Below are 19,713 nucleotides of genomic sequence, written 5' to 3'. Positions count from 1 at the left end.
CCCCTGCGCGGGTCGCCGGTCGCGGCGCGTGGTGGCGGTCAGGCTCCCGCGGCCGACTTGAGGTCGGCGGCCCGGTCGGTGCCCTCCCAGGTCAGCTCCGGCAGCTCCCGGCCGAAGTGGCCGTACGCCGCGGTCTGCTGGTAGATCGGGCGCAGCAGGTGCAGGTCCCGGATGATGGCGGCCGGACGCAGGTCGAACACCTCGGCCACGGCCTTCTCGATCGAGGCGACCGGCACGGTCTCGGTGCCGAACGTCTCGATGAACAGGCTCACCGGGTGCGCCTTGCCGATCGCGTACGCGACCTGCGCCTCGCACCGCTCGGCCAGCCCGGCGGCGACCACGTTCTTGGCGACCCAGCGCATCGCGTACGCGGCCGACCGGTCGACCTTCGACGGGTCCTTGCCGGAGAACGCGCCGCCGCCGTGCCGGGCGTAGCCGCCGTACGTGTCCACGATGATCTTCCGGCCGGTCAGGCCGGCGTCGCCCATCGGGCCGCCGATCTCGAACCGCCCGGTCGGGTTCACCAGCAGCCGGTAGCCCTCGGTGTCCAGGCCGAGGCCCTCCAGCTCGGGCTCGATGACGTGGTCCCGGATGTCCGGGGTGAGCAGCGACTCCAGCGAGATGTCCGCCGCGTGCTGGCTGGACACGACCACGGTGTCGAGCCGGACCGGGCGCAGCCCGTCGTACTCGATGGTCACCTGGGTCTTGCCGTCCGGCCGCAGGTAGGGAACGGTGCCGTCCTTGCGCACCGCGGCGAGCCGGCGGGCCAGCCGGTGCGCGAGCGCGATCGGCAGCGGCATCAGCTCGGGCGTCTCCGAGCAGGCGAAGCCGAACATCATGCCCTGGTCACCGGCGCCCTGCGCGTCCAGCGCGCTCTCCGACCCGCCGGTACGCAGCTCGAAGGCGTTGTCGACACCCTGGGCGATGTCCGGCGACTGGGCGCCGATGGACACGCTGACGCCGCAGGACGCGCCGTCGAAGCCCTTCTTCGACGAGTCGTAGCCGATGCCGAGGATGGTCTCCCGGACGATGGTCGGGATGTCGGCGTACGCCTTCGTGGTCACCTCGCCGGCCACGTGCACCTGGCCGGTGGTGATCAGCGTCTCCACCGCGACCCGGCTGTGCGGGTCCTGGGCGAGCAGGGCGTCGAGAATGCCGTCACTGATCTGGTCGGCGATCTTGTCCGGGTGGCCCTCCGTGACCGATTCGGACGTGAAGAGACGTGTCACGGCACTCCTAAGCATGTGAAGACTTCTAAAGGTCGCTCGGCGGCAGTTTAACCGTCCTCGTTCCGACCCGACCCTCTTAAAACGTGCTGACCAACCGTCAGGAAGGCAACGGCAATCGCGGGCAGACGAGGTCCCAGACCGCGTCGGCCAGGGCCTCCTTGGGCTGCTCAGACAGCCGGTGCACGGCGCCGTCGGCGCCGATCACGGTGGCCGCGTTGGTGTCGGCGCCGAAGACCTTGTCCACGCCGACCTCGTTGACCACGATCAGGTCGGCCCCCTTGCGGGCCAGCTTGGCGCGGCCGTTGGCCTCCGCGTCGTCGGTCTCGGCGGCGAAGATCACCAGCACCTGCCCGGGACGGCGGAGGCGGCCCAGCTCGGCGGCGATGTCCGGGTTGGTGACCAGCTCGATGGTCGGCGCCACGCCGTCGTCGGACTTCTTGATCTTCCCGCTGGCGTAGGTGGCGGGCCGGAAGTCGGCGGGCGCGGCGGCCATCACCACGGTGTCCGCGTCGGCGGCCGCCGCGAGCGTGGCGGCGCGCAGCTCCTCGGTGGTGCCCACCCGCACCACGTCCACCCCGGCCGGGTCGGGCAGCGCCACGTTGGCCGCGACGAGCGTGACCCGGGCGCCCCGGGCCACGGCCGCGCGGGCGAACGCGTACCCCTGCTTGCCCGAGGACCGGTTGCCCAGGAACCGCACCGGGTCCAGCGGCTCCCGCGTGCCCCCGGCGGTGACCACCACGTGCCGGCCCGCCAGGTCGGCCTCGCCCTGGACGCCGCGGGCCAGCGCCCGGCGGGCCACCGCGAAGATCTCCGCCGGGTCGGGCAGCCGGCCCTTGCCGGTGTCCCGACCGGTGAGCCGGCCCACGGCCGGCTCGATCACGCGGACGCCGCGCGAGCGCAGCGTGGCCACGTTCGCCACGGTCGCCGGGTGCTCCCACATCTCGGTGTGCATGGCCGGGGCCAGCAGCACCGGGCAGCGCGCGGTCAGCAGCGTGTTGGTGAGCAGGTCGTCGGCGAGGCCGTGGGCGGCCTTGGCGATCAGGTCGGCGGTGGCCGGGGCGACCACGACCAGGTCGGCGTGCTGCCCGAGCCGCACGTGCGGCACCTCGTGCACGTCGGACCAGACGTCGTCGGCGACCGGCCGGCCGGACAGGGCCGCCCAGGTCGGCGCCCCGACGAAGCGGAGCGCCGAGGCGGTCGGCACCACCCGGACCCGGTGACCCGACTCGGTGAAGAGCCGGAGCAGCTCGCACGCCTTGTAGGCGGCGATGCCGCCGCCGACCCCGAGGACGATCTCGGCGGGCATCGGCGCGGGCGCGGTTACGGCTGGTCGGTCGGCTCGGCGGTGAGCAGGCCCGCGTTGATCTCGCGCATGGCGATGGAGAGCGGCTTCTCCTGCGGGGTGGTCTCCACCAGCGGGCCGACGTACTCCAGCAGGCCCTCACCGAGCTGGCTGTAGTAGGCGTTCACCTGACGGGCACGCTTGGCGGCGAAGATGACGAGCGCGTACTTCGAGGTGGTCTTCTCGAGCAGCTCGTCGATCGGCGGGTTGGTGATGCCCTCGGGGTTGGTGGCGATGGATCCCACGAATTAAACCTCTGCGTCTCGTGCGCCGCCCGCGGGCGGTCGGGCCGGAGCCAGGAAGGACGAACCGAGTAATCCTACCAGCTCCGCCGCGGCGCGATCAGTGTGGTCGTGTGCCACCTCGTGGGCGAGGACGGCCGCGACGTCCGGGTCGGCCCGGTACGCCGGCGGCGCGAGCAGCACCAGCCGGGCGCCGGGCGCCGCCGCCCGTACCGCCAGCGCGCCGGCCGGGTCCAGCGGCAGCAGCACCGGCCGTCCCTCGGCCAGCCGCGCGCGTACCTGGGCCCGGGGCACCCCCCGGCGGTACGGCCCGATCCGGCACCACTCCAGCAGCTCCCCGGCGGCGATCAGGCGGTCGAAGCCGGGCGCGTCGAGGAAGACGCGGTCGACGCCGTCACGCTCGTCCGGGCGCGGTGGCCGGGTGGTGGCGACCACCGGGACCCAGACAGACACAAGGCGCGCCCGGACGGCCTCGACGACACTGCTCCGGCCGGACCCGGAGGGACCGGTCAGGACAGTGAGCCGAGCCACCGGGCGCGCCTCGTCATCCGTGCTCACCGCTTGTTTCTACACGGCGGGCCGTTCAGTTCGCGGCGAACTCTCCGAGCAGAGCCTTGCGCTGCTGCTCGCCGAGGCCGCGCAGGCGACGGCTGTCCGCGATCTTGAGCTTCTCCATGATCTGGGTGGCCCGGATCTTGCCGATGCCCGGCATCGCCTGGAGCACGGCCGAAACCTTCAGCTTGCCCACGACGTCGTCGGACTCGGCCCGCTCGAGGACGGTGGCGAGGGTGGTCTTGCCCTGCTTGAGCTGCTCCTTCAGCTCAGCGCGGGCCTTGCGGATCTCCGCGGCCTTCTCCAGCGCGGCAGCGCGCTGCTCGGGGGTCAGTGACGGGAGCGGCACCAGTTCTCCTCAGGTCCCTAGTACGGCGGGCTGAGCGCCCCACCGCATCTGTGAAACGTGGTGTCGCTGGCAACCAAAGGGGTCCGTGGTTCCCAGCGCGGGGAAAACTAGCGGTCAACGGAGATTTCGGCAACGTGGACGCGCGATGATCAACACAAAGTGACCGAGCCGTCAGTCAGTCCGCGACGCCCAGGGCGGCCCGGCAGTCGGCCAGCACCCGCTCCGTCGCGGCCCGCAGGCCGGCCGGGTCGGGGCCCGCGCCGAGCACCTCCCGGGAGTACGACGGAAGCACCGACGGCAGCGCGGCGCCGAACACGGTACGCAGCCCGGCGGGCGTTCCGCCCTGCGCGCCCATCCCCGGCGCGAGCAGCGGCCCGTTTGCCGATTCCAGATCGTGACCTGTCTCACCGACCGTCGCGCCGACCACCAGACCGAAGCTGCCGAGCGGCTCCGCGCCCTGATTGAGCTGGGAAATCGCGTCGATCACGGTCTGCGCCACGGTGCGTCCGTCGGCACCCACGGCGCGCTGCACGGAGGCCCCCTCCGGGTTGGAGGTGAGCGCCAGCACGAAGACCCCGCCCCCGTGCTCGGCGGCGGCGGAGAACATCGGGGCGAGCGAACCTACTCCCAGGTAGGGGCTCGCGGTGACCGCGTCGACATACAGAGGGCTGGATGGATCGAGGTACGCCGAGGCGTACGCGGCGACCGTCGAGCCGATGTCGCCGCGCTTCACGTCAAGCAGAGTTAACGTTCCCATATCTCGCAACTGTCGGATAGTTGACTCAAGTACGCCGACGCCGCGCGCGCCGAAACGCTCGAAGAACGCCGACTGCGGCTTCATCACGGCGACCCGGTCACCGATCGCCTCCACCACCGTGCGGCAGAACCGCTCCAGGCCCGTCACGTCGTCGGGCAGGCCCCAGGCGGTCAGCAACCCCGGGTGCGGGTCGATCCCCACGCAGAGCGGCCCTCGTTCCGCCACGGCCCGGTGCAGGCGGGCGCCGAACGTCTCCATCGTGTCTCTCCCTCTCCCGGCGGCCCCGGGCCGCCTGGCGTGTCCGGCGACGGCCTCCCGTCGCGCCCTGTCGAACCCGGCCGGGCTCAGCCGGCCTTGACCGCCGCGGCCACTCCGGCCGTGATCCGCGCCACGTCCGCGGCGTCGCAGACGTACGGCGGCATCGTGTAGACGAGATCCCGGAACGGACGCAGCCACACCCCCTCGGCCACCGCCGCGGCCGTCGCCCGGGGCAGGTGCACCTCGTGGTCGAGCTGCACCACGCCGATCGCGCCGAGCACGCGTACGTCGGCCACGCCGGGCGCGTCCCGCAACGGCGCCAGGCCGGCCCGCAGGCCCGCTTCGATGCCCGCCACCCGTCCCGCCCAGTCCCCGGCCCGCAGCAGGTCCAGGGAGGCGTTCGCGACCGCGCAGGCGAGCGGGTTGCCCATGAACGTCGGCCCGTGCGCCAGCACCCCGTCGGCGGAGATCGCCCGCGCCACCTCCGGCGTGCACAGCGCCGCGGCCAGCGTCAGGTACCCGCCGGTGAGCGCCTTGCCGACGCAGAGCACGTCCGGGGCGACTCCGGCGTGCTCGGCGGCGAACATCCGGCCGGTCCGGCCGAAGCCGGTGGCGATCTCGTCGAAGACCAGCAGGATGCCGTGCCTGCGGGTCACCTCGCGCAGCACGCGCAGGTAGTGCGGATGGTGGAACCGCATGCCCCCGGCGCCCTGGACGACCGGCTCGACGATCACCGCGGCCAGTTCGTCGGCGTGCCGCTCGACCGCCTCCACCAGCGCCGCCTCGTACGCCGGATCCGGCGGCGCGTCGAAGCCGGGCGGCGGCGCCGGCGCGAACACCTGCCGGGGCAGCACGTCGCCCCAGAGGTGGTGCATGCCGCCCTCCGGGTCGCACACGCTCATCGGGTGGAACGTGTCGCCGTGGTAGCCGCCCCGCCAGGTGCCGAGCCGGCGGCGTCGCGGGCGTCCCCGCGCCCGCTGGTACTGCAGGCACATCTTCACCGCGACCTCGACGCTCACCGAGCCGGAGTCGGCCAGGAAGACGTGTTCCAGGCCGTCCGGGGTCAGCTCGACGAGCGTGCGCGCCAGGCGTACCGCGGGCTCGTGGGTGAGCCCGCCGAACATGACGTGGCTCATCCGCCCGAGCTGGTCGGTCACCGCGGCGTCGAGCACCGGGTGCCGGTAGCCGTGGATCGCCGCCCACCACGACGACATGCCGTCGACCAGCTCCCGCCCGTCGGCGAGCCGCAGCCGCACCCCTTCGGCGCTGCGCACCACGTACGGCGCGCTCGCGCCGGGCATCGCCGCGTACGGATGCCACACGTGCCGCCGGTCGGCCTCCAGAATCTCCTCGGGCGTCACGTCTCCTCCTCCGTCACCCCTCCCCCTCTCTCTCCCTCGCGATCTTGCAGTTGCCGCCCCGGCCGCGCCCGGAATGAGGCGGTGTGCCGGGGCCGGTAGTGCAAGATCGCGCGGGTGCAGGGGGTGGGTCAGGGTCGGGTGGTCCGGGTTATGGCTCGGGTCAGGGCCGGGCCCCGGTAGATGAAGCCGGTGTAGAGCTGGAGCAGGGAAGCGCCGGCGTCGAACATGCGGGTGGCGTCGTCGGGATGCAGGATGCCGCCCACGCCGATCACCGGCAGCCGTCCGCCGGTCTCGCGGTGCACGAACGCGACCATCTCCCGGGCCCGGGCGGTGAGCGGTCGGCCGGACAGCCCGCCGGTCTCGGCGCCGCGCTCCCGGTCGGCCGCGGCGAGCCCGTCGCGGGCGAGCGTGGTGTTGGTGGCGATGACCCCGGCCGCGCCCCGCTCCAGGCACACCTCCAGCAGCTCGGCCACGGCGGGTTCGGTCAGGTCCGGGGCGATCTTCACCAGCACCGGCTTCTCCCCCACCAGCGCGGCGAGCAACGCGTCCAGGTGGGACCGGTCCTGAAGCGAGCGCAGTCCGGGGGTGTTCGGCGAGGAGACGTTGACCGCGAAGTAGTCACCGTGGTCCTTGAGCGCCCGGTACGAGGCGAGGTAGCCCTCGACCGCCTCGTCCAGCGGGGTCACCTTGGACTTGCCCAGCGAGATGCCCAGCGGCACGCCCAGCGGGCGCGGCAACGCGGCCAGCCGGTCCGCGAGCGCCGCCGCGCCCGCGTTGTTGAAGCCCATCCGGTTGATCACCGCTTCGCTGTCGCGCAGCCGGAACAGCCGGGGCCGGGGGTTGCCCGGCTGGGCGTGCGCGGTCACGGTGCCGACCTCGACGAAGCCGAAGCCCAGCGCCGGCCAGGCCGGCAACGCGACGCCGTTCTTGTCCATCCCGGCCGCCAGCCCGACCGGGTTGGGGAAGCGCACCCCGAACACGGTCCGCGGCGCCGGCCGGAAGTACGCCGCCCGCAGCGCGGCGAGGACCGCCGGCCGCCGCGACACCGCGGCCAGCCGTGCCAGCGTCCACTCGTGCGCCCCCTCCGCGTCCCCGCCCGCGAGCGAGAACAACCGGGGCCGCACCACCTGTTCGAAGATCACGCCCCGGTCCCCCGCCCGGCCCGCCCGGCCCGCCCGGCCCGCTCGGAACGCTCGGTGATCATGAGGTTGGCGGCGATGTGGATCTCCGTAACCGCCGCCAACCTCATGGTCGACGCAGGAGAGTGGCGGGTCACTCGCCCGCCCGCAGGGCGGCGTGCAGGTCCTGCAGCGGGCGGACCTTCAGGTCGCCCCGGATGCGCGCCTCGATGCCCATGACGGCGGCGGCGGCGCCGGGCACGGTGGTGACGCAGGGGATGTCCGCGCTCACCGCCGCGCTGCGGATCTCGTACCCGTCGGAGCGGGCGCTCGCCCCGGAGCCCTGCGGCGTGTTCACCACGAGCGCCACGTCCCCGCCGAGGATCAGCGAGACCGCGTCCGCGCCCTCACCCGACTCGTAGTGCTTGCGGATCTGCTCGCAGGCGATGCCGTGCCGGCGCAGCACCTCGGCCGTGCCGGTGGTGGCCACGATCTCGAAGCCCAGGTCGGCCAGGCGCTTGATCGGGAAGATCATGCCACGCTTGTCCCGGTTGGCGACCGAGACGAAGATCTTCCCGGCGGTGGGCAGCGACCCGTACGCGGCGGCCTGCGACTTGGCGAACGCCTGACCGAAACCGGTGTCGATGCCCATCACCTCGCCGGTGGACTTCATCTCGGGGCCGAGCAGCACGTCGATGCCCTTGCCGGACGGGGTGCGGAACCGCTTGAACGGCAGCACCGCCTCCTTGACCGCGATCGGCGCGTCGGCCGGCATGGTGCCGCCGTCGCCGGTCGGCGGCAGCATCCCCTCGGCGCGCAGCTGCGCGACGGTGGCGCCGAGCGCGATCCGGGCCGCCGCCTTCGCCAGCGGCACCGCCGTGGCCTTCGAGACGAACGGCACGGTCCGGGAGGCGCGCGGGTTGGCCTCCAGCACGTAGAGCATGTCGCCCTGCAGGGCGTACTGGACGTTGAGCAGGCCGCGCACCCCGACGCCGCGGGCGATCTGCTCGGTGTAGTGCCGCACCTGGGCCAGGTGCGAGCCGGCCAGGGTGATCGGCGGCAGCGCACAGGACGAGTCGCCGGAGTGGATGCCGGCCTCCTCGATGTGCTCCATCACGCCGCCGAGGTAGACGTCGCCGTCGGCGTCCACGAGCGCGTCCACGTCGATCTCGATGGCGTCGTCCAGGAAGCGGTCCACCAGCACCGGCCGATCCGGTGAGATGGCGGTGGCCCGGCCGATGTAGTCACGCAGCGTGGCGTCGTCGTACACGATCTCCATACCGCGACCGCCGAGCACGTACGAGGGGCGGACCAGCACCGGGTACCCGATCTCGTCGGCGATCGCCTTCGCCTCGTCGTACGAGGTGGCCATGCCGTGCGCGGGCGCGCGCAGGCCGGCCCGGGCCAGCACCGTGCCGAACGCGCCGCGCTCCTCGGCCAGGTGGATCGACTCCGGGGAGGTGCCGACGATCGGCACTCCGGCGTTCTTGAGCCGCTGGGCCAGACCGAGCGGGGTCTGACCGCCGAGCTGCACGATCACCCCGATCACGCCGGGGCCGCCCGCCTCCTTGCCGGAGGTGTCCTCGGCGTGCCAGACCTCCAGCACGTCCTCGAACGTCAGCGGCTCGAAGTAGAGCCGGTCGGCGGTGTCGTAGTCGGTGGAGACCGTCTCCGGGTTGCAGTTGACCATGACGGTCTCGTAGTCCACGGCCCGCAGCGCCTGAACAGCGTGCACGCACGAGTAGTCGAACTCGATGCCCTGACCGATCCGGTTCGGCCCGGAGCCCAGGATGAGCACCTTGGGCCGGGCCGACGGCGCCACCTCGGTCTCCGAGTCGTACGTCGAGTAGTGGTACGGCGTGGTCGCCTCGAACTCGGCCGCGCAGGTGTCCACCGTCTTGTAGACCGGCCGGACACCGAGCCGGTGCCGCAGCATGCGTACGCCGTCCTCGGCGGCCAGCTCGGGACGCAGCGCGGCGAGCTGCCGGTCGGACAGCCCGGCCCGCTTGGCCCGGCGCAGCAGCGCGCCGTCGAGCACCGGCGCGTCCACGATCTCGGCGCGCAGCTCGACGAGCGAGGCGATCTGGTCCAGGAACCACGGGTCCATGCCGCCGGACGCCTCGGACACCTCGGCGATCGACGCGCCGAGACGCAGCGCCCGCTCGACCGTGTAGAGCCGGCCGTCGTGCGGCGTGCGCAGCGCGGCGAGGGTGTTCTCCCTGGTGGCGCCGTCGGGGTCCGGCACGGTCCAGAAACCGGACGCCTTGGTTTCCATCGAGCGCATCGCCTTGTTCAGCGCCTCGGTGAAGTTGCGGCCCAGGCTCATCGCCTCGCCCACCGACTTCATCGTGGTGGTCAGCTCCGGGTCCGCGCCGGGGAACTTCTCGAACGCGAACCGGGGGATCTTCACCACCACGTAGTCGAGTGTCGGCTCGAACGCGGCGGGCGTCTTGAGCGTGATGTCGTTCGGGATCTCGTCGAGGGTGTAGCCGATGGCGAGCTTCGCGGCGATCTTGGCGATCGGGAAGCCGGTGGCCTTCGACGCCAGCGCCGAGGAACGCGACACCCGCGGGTTCATCTCGATCACGACGATCCGCCCGTCGGCCGGGTCGACCGCGAACTGGATGTTGCAGCCGCCGGTGTCCACGCCGACCTCGCGCAGCACGGCGATGCCGAGGTCACGCAGCCGCTGGTACTCCCGGTCGGTGAGCGTCATGGACGGCGCGACGGTGACGCTGTCGCCGGTGTGCACGCCCATCGGGTCGACGTTCTCGATCGAGCAGACCACCACCACGTTGTCGTGGCGGTCGCGCATCAGTTCGAGCTCGTACTCCTTCCAGCCGAGCACGCTCTCCTCGATGAGCACCTCGTGCACCGGGCTGGCCGCCAGGCCCGCACCGGCGATGCGCTCCAGGTCCTCGTCGTTGTGCGCCATGCCGGAACCGAGGCCGCCCATCGTGAACGACGGCCGGATGACCACCGGCAGGCCCAGGTCGGCGACCGTCTCGCGGACCTCGTCCATCGAGTGGCAGACCCGCGAGCGCGGCACCAGCGCGGACGGATCGTCCAGGCCCAGCCGTACGCCGGCCTTCGCGACGATCTCCTTGAACAGCTGCCGGTCCTCGCCCCGGTTGATCGCCTCGATGTTCGCGCCGATCAGCTCGACGCCGTACTTCTCCAGCACGCCCGCCTCGTGCAGCGCGACGGCGGTGTTCAGCGCGGTCTGCCCGCCGAGCGTCGGCAGCAGCGCGTCGGGGCGCTCCTTGGCGATGACCAGCTCGACGAACTCCGGGGTGATCGGCTCGACGTACGTGGCGTCGGCGAACTCCGGGTCCGTCATGATCGTCGCCGGGTTGGAGTTGACCAGGCTGACCCGGATCCCCTCGCTGCGCAGCACCCGGCAGGCCTGGGTGCCCGAGTAGTCGAACTCACAGGCCTGTCCGATCACGATCGGCCCGGAGCCGATCACCAGAACGTGCTTGAGGTCGGTCCGCTTAGGCATTCTTGCCGCCTTCACTCTGGTTCTGGTCGAAGCCACGGCCTTCGATCAACTCGGCGAAGCGGTCGAAGAGGTAGTCCGCGTCGTGCGGGCCGGCCGCCGCCTCCGGGTGGTACTGGACGGTGAAGGCGGGCACGTCCACGGCCCGCAGCCCTTCGACCACGTTGTCATTGAGGCAGACGTGTGACACCTGGACACCGCCGAACTCGGTCTGGATCACCTGATCCGGCACCACGGCGCCGTCCCCGGCGCCCGGCACCTGCACGGCGAAGCCGTGGTTGTGGCTGGTCACCTCGACCTTGCCGGTGGCCCGGTCGAGCACCGGCTGGTTGATGCCGCGGTGGCCGTACCCCAGCTTGTAGGTGCCGAAGCCGAGCGCCCGGCCGAGGATCTGGCTGCCGAAGCAGATGCCGAACAGCGGAATCCGCCGGGTCAGCACCTCCCGGGCCAGCGCCACCGGGCCGTCGGCGGTCGCCGGGTCGCCCGGGCCGGGCGAGAAGAAGACCGCGTCCGCGCCGGTGGCGAGCAGGTCCTCGATCGTCGACCCGGCGGGCAGCACGTGGGTGGTGACGCCGCGGGCGGCGAGCCGGCGCGGCACGTTGCGCTTGATGCCCAGGTCCACCGCGGCGACAGTGAACCGGTGCTCGCCCTGCGCCTCGACGACGTACGGCTTGGCGGTGGTCACCTCGTCGGACAGGTTCGCGCCGACCATCTGCGGCGAGCGGCGCACCCGCTCCAGCAGGGCGGCCGGGTCGTCCTCGACGCTGGAGATGCCGACCCGCATCGCGCCGCGCTCGCGCAGGTGCCGGGTCAGCGCCCGGGTGTCCACCCCGCTGATGCCGACGACGCCCTCGGCGGCGAGCCGGTCCTCCAGGCCGCCGCCGGCCCGCCAGTTCGAGCTGATCCGGGCCGGGTCGCGCACCACGTACCCGGCCACCCAGATCCGGTCGGACTCGTCGTCCTCGCTGTTGACGCCGGTGTTGCCGATGTGCGGCGCGGTCTGCACCACCACCTGCCGGTGGTACGAGGGGTCGGTGAGCGTCTCCTGGTAGCCGGTCATGCCGGTGTTGAAGACGGCTTCGCCGAAGGTCTCCCCGACGCTGCCGTACGCCTCGCCGTGGAACGTGCGCCCGTCCTCCAGGACGAGGATCGCCGATCTACGCTTCACCATGCTGCGCCCCCTTCGATCCGGACTGCGGGACTCCGCTCCGCTACGTTCCTCGCTCGGATCACTTGACAGCCTTTCCGTCCAGGACCGTCGGCTCGCCGCGCAGGAAGGTCGCCACGATGCGACCCGGCAGCGTCATGCGGGCGTACGGGGTGTTGCGACTGCGACTGGCCAGCTCCGCCGGTTCGATGACGCGCCGGGCGGCCGGGTCGACAAGGGTCATGTTGGCCGGTACCCCGGGCGCCGGGTCGAGGCCGTGCCCGGCGAGCCCGGCGATCCGGGCCGGCGTGCGGGACATCCGCTCGGCGATCAGGTCCCAGCGGGGGCCGAACACGTCGAGCGCGATGGACAGCGCCGTCTCCAGGCCGAGCATGCCCGGCCGGGCGTACGCCCACTCGCACTCCTTGTCCTCCACCGCGTGCGGCGCGTGGTCGGTGGCGATGACGTCGATCACGCCCTCGGCCAGCGCCTCCCGCAGCGCGGCGATGTCGGCGGCGGTACGCAGCGGCGGGTTGACCTTGAAGACCGGGTCGTAGCTCTCCGCCTTGGCGTCCGTGAGCAGCAGGTGATGCGGCGTCACCTCGGCGGTGACCCGTACCCCGCGCGCCTTGGCCTGGCGCAGCACCTCGACGCTGCCGGCGGTGGAGACGTGGCAGACGTGCAGGCGGCTGCCGACGTGCTCGGCCAGCAGCACGTCCCGGGCGATGATCGCCTCCTCGGCGACGGCCGGCCAGCCGGTCAGGCCGAGGCGGGTGGACACCTCGCCCTCGTGCATCTGCGCGCCCTCGGTCAGCCGGGGCTCCTCGGCGTGCTGGGCGATCACGCCGTCGAACGCCTTGACGTACTCCAGCGCCCGGCGCATCAGCCGCGGGTCGGACACGCAGTGCCCGTCGTCGGAGAAGATCCGCACCCCGGCCGCCGAGTCGGCCATCGCGCCCAGCTCGGCCAGGCGCTCACCGGCCAGCCCGACCGTGACCGCGCCGATGGGCTGCACGTCGACCAGGCCGGCCTCCCGGCCGAGTCGCCAGACCTGCTCCACCACGCCCGCGGTGTCGGCGACCGGCGAGGTGTTCGCCATCGCGCACACCGCCGTGTAGCCGCCGAGCGCCGCCGCCCGGGAGCCGGACTCGACCGTCTCGGCGTCCTCCCGGCCGGGCTCGCGCAGGTGGGTGTGCAGGTCGACCAGGCCGGGCAGCGCGACCAGGCCGGTCGCGTCGATGACTGTGGCGTCGTCAGCGGCGAGCCCGCGGCCCGTCTCGGCCACCACGCCGTCGCGGATGAGCAGGTCGGTCGGCTCGCCGCCGACCACACTGACGTTGGTGATGAGGTACGCGGTCACCGGTTGTTCCCTCCGAGCAGCAGGTAGAGCACGGCCATCCGCACGGAGACCCCGTTGGCGACCTGTTCGACGATGGTGGAGCGGGGTGAGTCGGCCACCTCGGGCGTGATCTCCATGCCCCGGTTCATCGGGCCGGGGTGCATGACGATCGCGTGCTCGGGCAGCCGGCGCATGCGCGGCCCGTCGAGCCCGTAGCGGCGCGCGTACTCGCGGGCCGAGGGGAAGTAGGAGTCACCCATCCGTTCACGCTGCACCCGCAGCATCATCACCACGTCCACATCTGGGAGAACGGCGTCGAGGTCGTAACAGACGTCGGTGCCGGGCGCCAGGGCGGCGGCGATGTCGACCGGAATGAGCGTGGGCGGGCCGACCAGGGTGACCTTCGCGCCGAGCGTGGAGAGCAGCAGCACGTTGGAGCGGGCCACCCGGGAGTGCAGCACGTCGCCGACGATCGCCACGTGCAGGCCGTCGAGCCGGCCCAGCCGGGACCGCATCGTGTACGCGTCGAGCAGCGCCTGCGTGGGGTGCTCGTGGGTGCCGTCACCGGCGTTGACGACCGACCCGTCCACCCACTCGGCGAGCCGGTGCGGGGCGCCGGAGGCGGGGTGCCGGACGACCACCGCGTCCGCGCCCATGGCCTGCAGCGTGAGCGCGGTGTCCTTCAGGCTCTCCCCCTTGGCCACGCTGGAGCCCTTGGCGGAGAAGTTGATCACGTCGGCGCTGAGCCGCTTGGCGGCCGCCTCGAACGAGATCCGGGTCCGGGTGGAGTCCTCGTAGAAGAGGTTGACCACTGTGCGCCCGCGCAGCGCGGGCAGCTTCTTGACCTCGCGCCCGGCCACCGTCGCCATCTCCGCGGTGGTGTCCAGGACCAGGGTGGCGGTGGCGGCGTCCAGGTCGGCGCCGGAGAGCAGGTGCCGGATCATGCGGGTGTACCCCCGTACAACTTGACCTCGTCCGTGCCGTCGGTCTCGGCGAGGGTGACCTTGACGTTCTCGGCCAGCGCGGTGGGGATGTTCTTGCCGACGTAGTCGGCGCGGATCGGCAGCTGGCGGTGGCCGCGGTCGACCAGGACCGCGAGTTGCACGGACGCGGGCCGGCCGACGTCGCTGAGCGCGTCCAGCGCGGCCCGCACGGTGCGGCCGGAGAACAGCACGTCGTCGACGAGGATCACCCGCTTGCCGTCGATCCCGCCCGGCGGCAGGTCGGTCGGGCCGACCGCGCGGGTGGCGTGCCGGCGCAGGTCGTCGCGGTAGAGCGTGATGTCGAGCACGCCGACCGGGACGGTGACGTCCTCGAAGGTGCTGATCCGCGCCGCGAGGCGGTGGGCCAGCGGCACACCCCGGGTGGGGATGCCGAGCAGCACCGTGTCGGCGGCGCCCTGGGTCTTCTCCAGGATCTGGTGGGCGATGCGGTCGACCACCCGCGACACGTCCGCTGCGGCGAGGATCACCTTCACCGAGGGTTGTCGCGGCGGCGACGAGTGGGCAGCCGGTGGGTAGGCCACGGCGGACCTCCTTCCCCGCCTCACGGGACGGGTCGTTAAAGGACGTCTGGTCGGCTCCGGCCGGCCCGCAGGGGCCCGGACCGGGGCTTCACGCCACGTTACCAGCGGTCACCGGGCCGTCCGCCGCCGGTCCTGACCTGCTGGTCAGCCCGGAGAAATGGGGACAAGCCACACAGGGCACCGGACCCCGAGTACGGCAACACTTGACCACATGTCGCAATCCCCGTACCGTCACGCTCCGTAGCGATAGCTCGGAGAACCCGAACAGCACTGGGAGTGTCCGAATGCCCTCTGAATACGCCAAGTCGCTGGGCGCCCGCCTGCGCTCCATCCGCCAGCAGCAGGGCCTGTCCCTGCAGGGGGTGGAGGAGAAGTCGAACGGGCGGTGGAAGGCCGTGGTGGTCGGCTCGTACGAGCGCGGCGACCGCGCCGTCACCGTGTCCCGCCTGGCGGAGCTGGCCGACTTCTACCGCGTTCCCGTCTCGGAGCTGCTGCCCGACGGCAGTGGGGTGCGTCACGAGCCCACCAGCAAGATCGTGCTGGACCTGGAGCGGCTCTACGACGAGGCCTCCGAGGACCTCGCGTACGTGGCCCGGTACGCGCGTGCCATCCAGCAGCAGCGCGGCGACTACAACGGCCGGGTGCTCTCGATCCGCGCCGACGACCTGCGCGCCCTCGCGATCGTCTACGACGCCTCACCGTCGGGCCTGATCGAGCGGCTGACCGAGCACGGCGTGCTGGTCGCCGACCCGCGGGCGTTCTTCGCGTCCTGACATCCCCGTACGAGAAGGGCCCGTGCCGGCTGGCACGGGCCCTTCGTCGTTGTTGCGGCGCGTCAGCGCGTGGCGTACTCGGCGATCCGGCCGAGGATGCCGTTGAGGAACCGTGGCGAGTCGTCGGTCGACATCTGCCGGGCCAGCTCCACGGCCTCGCTGATCGCCACCGCGTCGTCGATCTCGTCGACGTACAGCAGCTCGTACACGGCGATCCGGGCCAGGTTGCGGTCGACCACCGGCATCCGCTCCAGCGTCCACCCCTCGGCGTAGCTGGCGATCGTCTCGTCGATCCGGTCGAGGTGCGCCGCCACGCCCTCGACCAGCCCGACCGCGTAGCCGAGGTGGTCGGGGCGCGGCTGCTCGATCCGTTCCAGGTAACCGGCGAGTACCTCGACCGGCGGGCGGTCCCGCAGGTCGGCCTCGAAGAGCACGTCCAGCGCCCGCTTGCGCGCCTTGCGGCGCGCCGGCATCTGCTGCTTGGGGCCCTCGGCCATCAGGCTCGGCCGAGATAACGGCCGTCGCGGGTGTCGACCTTGATCTTCTCACCGGTGGTGATGAACAGCGGCACCTGCACGGTCGCGCCGGTCTCGACGGTGGCCGGCTTGTTGCCGCCGGTCGACCGGTCGCCCTGCAGGCCCGGCTCGGTGTAGGTGACCTCCAGCACGACCGAGGTCGGCAGCTCGATGTACAGCGGCACGCCCTCGTGGGTGGCGACAGTCGCCTCGGCCTCCGGGAGGAGGTAGTTGGCCGCCTCGCCGACGGTGTTGCCGAGGACGGTGATCTGGTCGAACGTCTCCAGATCCATGAAGACGTAGTCCTCGCCGTCGGCGTACAGGTACTGCATGGTGCGCTTGTCCACGGTCGCGGTCTCGACCTTGGTGCCCGCGTTGAAGGTCTTGTCGACCACCTTGCCGGACAGCACGTTCTTCAGCGTGGTGCGCACGAAGGCACCACCCTTACCGGGCTTGACGTGCTGGAACTCGACGACGGCCCACAGCTCGCCGTCCAGGTTGAGTACCAGGCCGTTCTTCAGGTCGTTGGTGGTGGCCATTTCCTGCCTTGATCATCAATTGGCGGACAGACCGGCCAAGTCTACTCGCTCTGTCGAATCGGACTCGCGCCACGGAAAGGACCGGCTCAGGCGCCCGCGGCGAGCCGGTCGGCCAGGTGGTGCAGGGCCAGCCGGTAGCCGTCCACGCCGAGACCGCAGATCACGCCGGTGGCCACCGCGGAGACCACCGAGTGGTGCCGGAACTCCTCCCGGGCGTGGATGTTGGAGATGTGCACCTCGACCAGCGGGCCGCGGAGCATGGCGCAGGCGTCCCGCACCGCGATCGAGTAGTGCGACCAGGCGGCCGGGTTCAGCACCACCGCCGCCGCCTCGTCGGCCGCCTCGTGCAGCCAGGCGAGCATCTCGTGCTCGGCGTCGGTCTGCCGGACCACCACGTCCAGGCCCAGCTCCCGGCCGTGCCGCTCGCAGTCGGTCACGAGCTGGGCGTAGCTGGTCACCCCGTACACGTCGACCTGCCGGGTGCCGAGCCGGCCCAGGTTCGGCCCGTTCAGGACGTACACCCTCATGAGCTGATCTCCGCGTACGCGGCGGCGAGCAGGTCGTCCGACGGCGCCTCCAGGATCGCCGGGCGGGCGAGCCCGTCGAGCACGACGAACCGCAGCCGGCTCCCCCGGGCCTTCTTGTCCACCCGCATCGCGGCGAGCAGTTGCGGCCAGGCGTCGGCCCGGTAGCTGGTGGGCAGGTCGAGCGCGGTCAGCACCCGGCGGTGCCGCTCGGCGTCGGTCGCGTCGAGGCGGCCGGCGAGCCGGGCCAGCGTGGCGGCGTACACCAGGCCGACCGACACGGCGTGACCGTGCCGCCAGCGGTACCCCTCCACCTTCTCGATCGCGTGCGCCAGCGTGTGCCCGTAGTTGAGCACCTCGCGTACCCCGGATTCGCGCAGGTCCCCGGCGACCACGTCGGCCTTCACACGGACCGCGCGCTCGACCAGTTCCCGCAGCACCGGCCCGGCCGGGTCCAGCGCGGCGGCCGGATCCCGCTCGACCAGGTCGAGGATGACCGGGTCGGCGATGAACCCGCACTTGACCACCTCGGCCATCCCGGCGGCCAGGTCGGCCGAGGGCAGGCTGTCCAGCGTCGCCAGGTCGGCCAGCACGCCCGCCGGCGGATGGAACGCGCCGACCAGGTTCTTGCCGGCGGCGGTGTTGATGCCGGTCTTGCCGCCCACTGCGGCGTCGACCATGCCGAGCAGCGAGGTGGCGACCGGCACCCAGCGCACGCCGCGCAGCCAGGTCGCAGCGACGAACCCGGCCAGGTCGGTGACCGCGCCACCGCCCACCCCGACCACCGCGTCGGTACGGGTGAACCCGGCCGCGCCGAGCCGGTCCCAGCAGGCCGCCGCCACGTCGACGTGCTTGCCCGCCTCCGCGTCCGGCACCTCGATGAGCAGCGGCGTCACGCCGCCCTCGCGGACGCCGTCGGCGAGCCGGTCGGCCAGCGCCTTGAGCGGCGGCGCGTGCAGGAAGGCCACCCGCTCGGCGCCGGGCAGCAGCACCGGCGGCGGGTCGAGCAGGTCACGTCCCACGAGCACGTCGTACGGCCGCTCGCCGCCGACCGGGATCCGGGTCACCTCGTCCATCGCGGGCAGCCTAGTCCAGCGCGCCGACCTCGCGGGGGCGACTGTCCACTGGCTGGGTGTTTGCCCGCCCGGATCGAGGGTACGGGGGCCGGAATGAGCGAGACGACGGCACACGCGACCCGACCTGAGTCCGCGACGAGCATCCGGCTGCCCGCCACGATCCTCGGCGTCGGGCTCGGCGGCTTCGTCGACGGCATCGTCCTGCACCAGGTCCTCCAGTGGCACCACATGCTCAGCAGCACCGGCAGCGACCGGGCCGGCATCCGCGAGTACCCGGTCGACACCGTGTCCGGGTTGCAGATGAACACGCTCTGGGACGGGCTGTTCCACGTGGTCACCTGGGTGGCGGTGCTGACCGGCCTGGCGCTGCTCTACGCCCGGGTCACCACCTCGCGGGGCCGGCTGTGGCGCTCGCCCATGCTGTGGGGCTGGGCGCTGATCGGCTGGGGCCTGTTCAACCTGGTCGAGGGCGTCGTCGACCACCACCTGCTCGGCATCCACCACGTCCGCGGCGGCCCGAACCAGCTCTGGTGGGACCTCGGGTTCCTCGCCCTCGGCGTGGTGCTGATCGCGGCCGGCTGGGCGATCCAGCGCCGGGCCCGCGACGTGGACCTCTGCGCGCCGGAGCGGCGGTGATCCTGGCCCACGCCGGGCACGCCGGCGGCGGCTTCCCGGCGACCGCGCTGGTCCCGGTGGCGCTGTTCTGGGCGTACCTGGCCGCCGCGCTGCGCCTGCGTGACCCGGGCGGGCCGAGCTGGCCGCACGCCCGCACGGCGAGCTTCGGGCTGGGCGCGCTGCTGCTGACGGCCGGGCTGCTGTGGCCGGCCGGCGACTTCGTCGGGCACATGTGGCAGCACCTGCTGATCGGCATGCTGGCGCCGCTGGCGCTGGTGCTCGGCGCCCCGGTCACGCTGCTGCTGCGCACGCTGGACCGGCGTACCGGCCGGGCCCTGGTCCACCTGCTGCGGCACCCGGCCGCGCGGGTGCTCGGCCACCCGGTCACCGGTCTGCTGCTCACCGCGGGCGGGCTCTGGCTGCTCTACCTCACCCCGCTCTACCGGGCCACGCTGGACAGCCCGGTCCTGCACACGCTGGTGAACCTGCACTTCCTGCTCAGCGGCTGCCTGTTCGCCTGGTCGATCGCCGGGCCGGACCCGGGACCGCACCGCCCCCGCGTACCGGTGCGGCTTGTGGTGATCGGGTTCGGGGTCGCCGCGCACGCCACCATCGCCCAGCTGCTCTACGCCGGGCTGTTCGTCGACGTGCCGGCCACCGCCGCCGAGCTGCGGGCCGGGGCCACGCTCATGTACTACCTGGGTGACCTGGCCGAGATCGCGCTGGCGCTGGCGCTGCTCGCCACCTGGCGACCGGAGCGGAGCCCTCGCCGCCGGGCCGGACGCCGGACGGCCGGGACCGCCACGGCCAACGCCTGACCGTCCACCTCGCGCCGGCACGCCCTCTCACTCGCCCATGGCGTTCCACCCACCGACGTCACGCGCGCCGACTGGAACTCCACGGGTGCCACAACCCTCGGGAGACACCCACAGCGCTCCACCCACCGACGTCAT

20 protein-coding genes are annotated in these 19,713 nt (G+C 72.6%); 3 read left to right on the top strand and 17 right to left on the bottom strand.

From position 1 onward, the window contains the following. Nucleotides 1–38: 38 nt before the first annotated feature. From metK to pyrR, 13 genes are all read right to left on the bottom strand, one after another. A complete protein-coding gene (gene metK / locus ACFYON_RS25280) occupies nt 39–1,244 on the bottom strand; it encodes a methionine adenosyltransferase (RefSeq protein ID WP_355015143.1) in 1,206 nt (401 codons plus the stop codon). An 82-nt stretch (nt 1,245–1,326) separates the two neighbouring features. Then, nucleotides 1,327–2,535 carry a bifunctional phosphopantothenoylcysteine decarboxylase/phosphopantothenate--cysteine ligase CoaBC gene (gene coaBC / locus ACFYON_RS25275; protein ID WP_354866921.1) on the bottom strand — a complete coding sequence of 403 codons (1,209 nt, stop codon included), beginning with the start codon at nt 2,533–2,535 and terminating at the stop codon, nt 1,327–1,329. A 14-nt stretch (nt 2,536–2,549) separates the two neighbouring features. Further along, nucleotides 2,550–2,816, bottom strand: a complete 267-nt coding sequence (rpoZ, locus tag ACFYON_RS25270) for a DNA-directed RNA polymerase subunit omega (RefSeq protein WP_013285517.1) — start codon at nt 2,814–2,816, stop codon at nt 2,550–2,552. A 3-nt stretch (nt 2,817–2,819) separates the two neighbouring features. Next, nucleotides 2,820–3,371, bottom strand: coding sequence for a guanylate kinase (locus ACFYON_RS25265; RefSeq protein ID WP_355096936.1), 552 nt, complete (start codon nt 3,369–3,371; stop codon nt 2,820–2,822). A gap of 25 nt (nt 3,372–3,396) precedes the next feature. Further along, nucleotides 3,397–3,714 (bottom strand): integration host factor, actinobacterial type, encoded by a 318-nt coding sequence (mihF, locus tag ACFYON_RS25260; RefSeq protein ID WP_013285515.1) that lies wholly within the window; start codon nt 3,712–3,714, stop codon nt 3,397–3,399. 175 nt (nt 3,715–3,889) lie between these two features. Then, complete coding sequence (gene pyrF, locus ACFYON_RS25255) at nt 3,890–4,729, bottom strand: orotidine-5'-phosphate decarboxylase (RefSeq protein WP_355096938.1); 840 nt, start codon at nt 4,727–4,729, stop codon at nt 3,890–3,892. 86 nt (nt 4,730–4,815) lie between these two features. Further along, nucleotides 4,816–6,090, bottom strand: coding sequence for an adenosylmethionine--8-amino-7-oxononanoate transaminase (locus tag ACFYON_RS25250; RefSeq protein ID WP_354866928.1), 1,275 nt, complete (start codon nt 6,088–6,090; stop codon nt 4,816–4,818). A 128-nt stretch (nt 6,091–6,218) separates the two neighbouring features. Beyond that, nucleotides 6,219–7,232, bottom strand: coding sequence for a quinone-dependent dihydroorotate dehydrogenase (locus tag ACFYON_RS25245; RefSeq protein WP_387189136.1), 1,014 nt, complete (start codon nt 7,230–7,232; stop codon nt 6,219–6,221). A gap of 130 nt (nt 7,233–7,362) precedes the next feature. Further along, the gene (carB, locus tag ACFYON_RS25240) at nt 7,363–10,710 is read right to left on the bottom strand and encodes a carbamoyl-phosphate synthase large subunit (protein WP_357706822.1); all 3,348 of its coding nucleotides are present in this window, start codon (nt 10,708–10,710) and stop codon (nt 7,363–7,365) included. Then, nucleotides 10,703–11,875: a glutamine-hydrolyzing carbamoyl-phosphate synthase small subunit gene (carA, locus tag ACFYON_RS25235; protein WP_355095086.1), complete on the bottom strand. Its 1,173-nt coding sequence runs from the start codon at nt 11,873–11,875 to the stop codon at nt 10,703–10,705. Before carA ends, carB begins: the two co-directional genes overlap by 8 nt. Before the next feature lie 61 nt (nt 11,876–11,936). Beyond that, nucleotides 11,937–13,214: a dihydroorotase gene (locus ACFYON_RS25230; protein WP_354866934.1), complete on the bottom strand. Its 1,278-nt coding sequence runs from the start codon at nt 13,212–13,214 to the stop codon at nt 11,937–11,939. Then, complete coding sequence (locus ACFYON_RS25225) at nt 13,211–14,137, bottom strand: aspartate carbamoyltransferase catalytic subunit (protein WP_354866936.1); 927 nt, start codon at nt 14,135–14,137, stop codon at nt 13,211–13,213. Before ACFYON_RS25225 ends, ACFYON_RS25230 begins: the two co-directional genes overlap by 4 nt. Next, complete coding sequence (pyrR, locus tag ACFYON_RS25220; RefSeq protein ID WP_354866938.1) at nt 14,134–14,718, bottom strand: bifunctional pyr operon transcriptional regulator/uracil phosphoribosyltransferase PyrR; 585 nt, start codon at nt 14,716–14,718, stop codon at nt 14,134–14,136. Before pyrR ends, ACFYON_RS25225 begins: the two co-directional genes overlap by 4 nt. A 284-nt stretch (nt 14,719–15,002) precedes the next feature. Between pyrR and ACFYON_RS25215 the strand changes: the two genes are divergently transcribed. Next, on the top strand, nt 15,003–15,491 hold the full coding sequence (locus ACFYON_RS25215; RefSeq protein ID WP_013285505.1) for a transcriptional regulator: 489 nt from the start codon (nt 15,003–15,005) through the stop codon (nt 15,489–15,491). A gap of 62 nt (nt 15,492–15,553) precedes the next feature. Here ACFYON_RS25215 and nusB read toward each other — a convergent pair whose 3' ends face one another. From nusB to aroB, 4 genes are all read right to left on the bottom strand, one after another. Beyond that, entirely contained in the window at nt 15,554–15,964 is a 411-nt protein-coding gene (gene nusB, locus ACFYON_RS25210) for a transcription antitermination factor NusB (RefSeq protein ID WP_174361785.1), read from the bottom strand. 23 nt (nt 15,965–15,987) lie between these two features. Then, entirely contained in the window at nt 15,988–16,545 is a 558-nt protein-coding gene (efp, locus tag ACFYON_RS25205) for an elongation factor P (RefSeq protein ID WP_354866941.1), read from the bottom strand. Between the two features lie 86 nt (nt 16,546–16,631). Further along, on the bottom strand, nt 16,632–17,072 hold the full coding sequence (gene aroQ / locus ACFYON_RS25200) for a type II 3-dehydroquinate dehydratase (RefSeq protein ID WP_355095078.1): 441 nt from the start codon (nt 17,070–17,072) through the stop codon (nt 16,632–16,634). Then, on the bottom strand, nt 17,069–18,145 hold the full coding sequence (gene aroB, locus ACFYON_RS25195) for a 3-dehydroquinate synthase (protein WP_355095080.1): 1,077 nt from the start codon (nt 18,143–18,145) through the stop codon (nt 17,069–17,071). The genes aroQ and aroB overlap by 4 nt, the downstream gene beginning before the upstream one ends. 93 nt (nt 18,146–18,238) lie before the next feature. Between aroB and ACFYON_RS25190 the strand changes: the two genes are divergently transcribed. Continuing rightward, on the top strand, nt 18,239–18,781 hold the full coding sequence (locus ACFYON_RS25190) for a DUF2243 domain-containing protein (RefSeq protein ID WP_355095082.1): 543 nt from the start codon (nt 18,239–18,241) through the stop codon (nt 18,779–18,781). After that, nucleotides 18,778–19,578, top strand: coding sequence for a cytochrome c oxidase assembly protein (locus ACFYON_RS25185; protein WP_355095084.1), 801 nt, complete (start codon nt 18,778–18,780; stop codon nt 19,576–19,578). Before ACFYON_RS25190 ends, ACFYON_RS25185 begins: the two co-directional genes overlap by 4 nt. Nucleotides 19,579–19,713: the final 135 nt, after the last annotated feature.

The organism is Micromonospora sp. NPDC005686 (assembly GCF_042871665.1).
Classification (GTDB): Bacteria; Actinomycetota; Actinomycetes; order Mycobacteriales; family Micromonosporaceae; genus Micromonospora.
The sequence above is the reverse complement of the archived record's forward strand: the minus strand, read 5'-3'. Positions and strand labels throughout refer to the sequence as shown.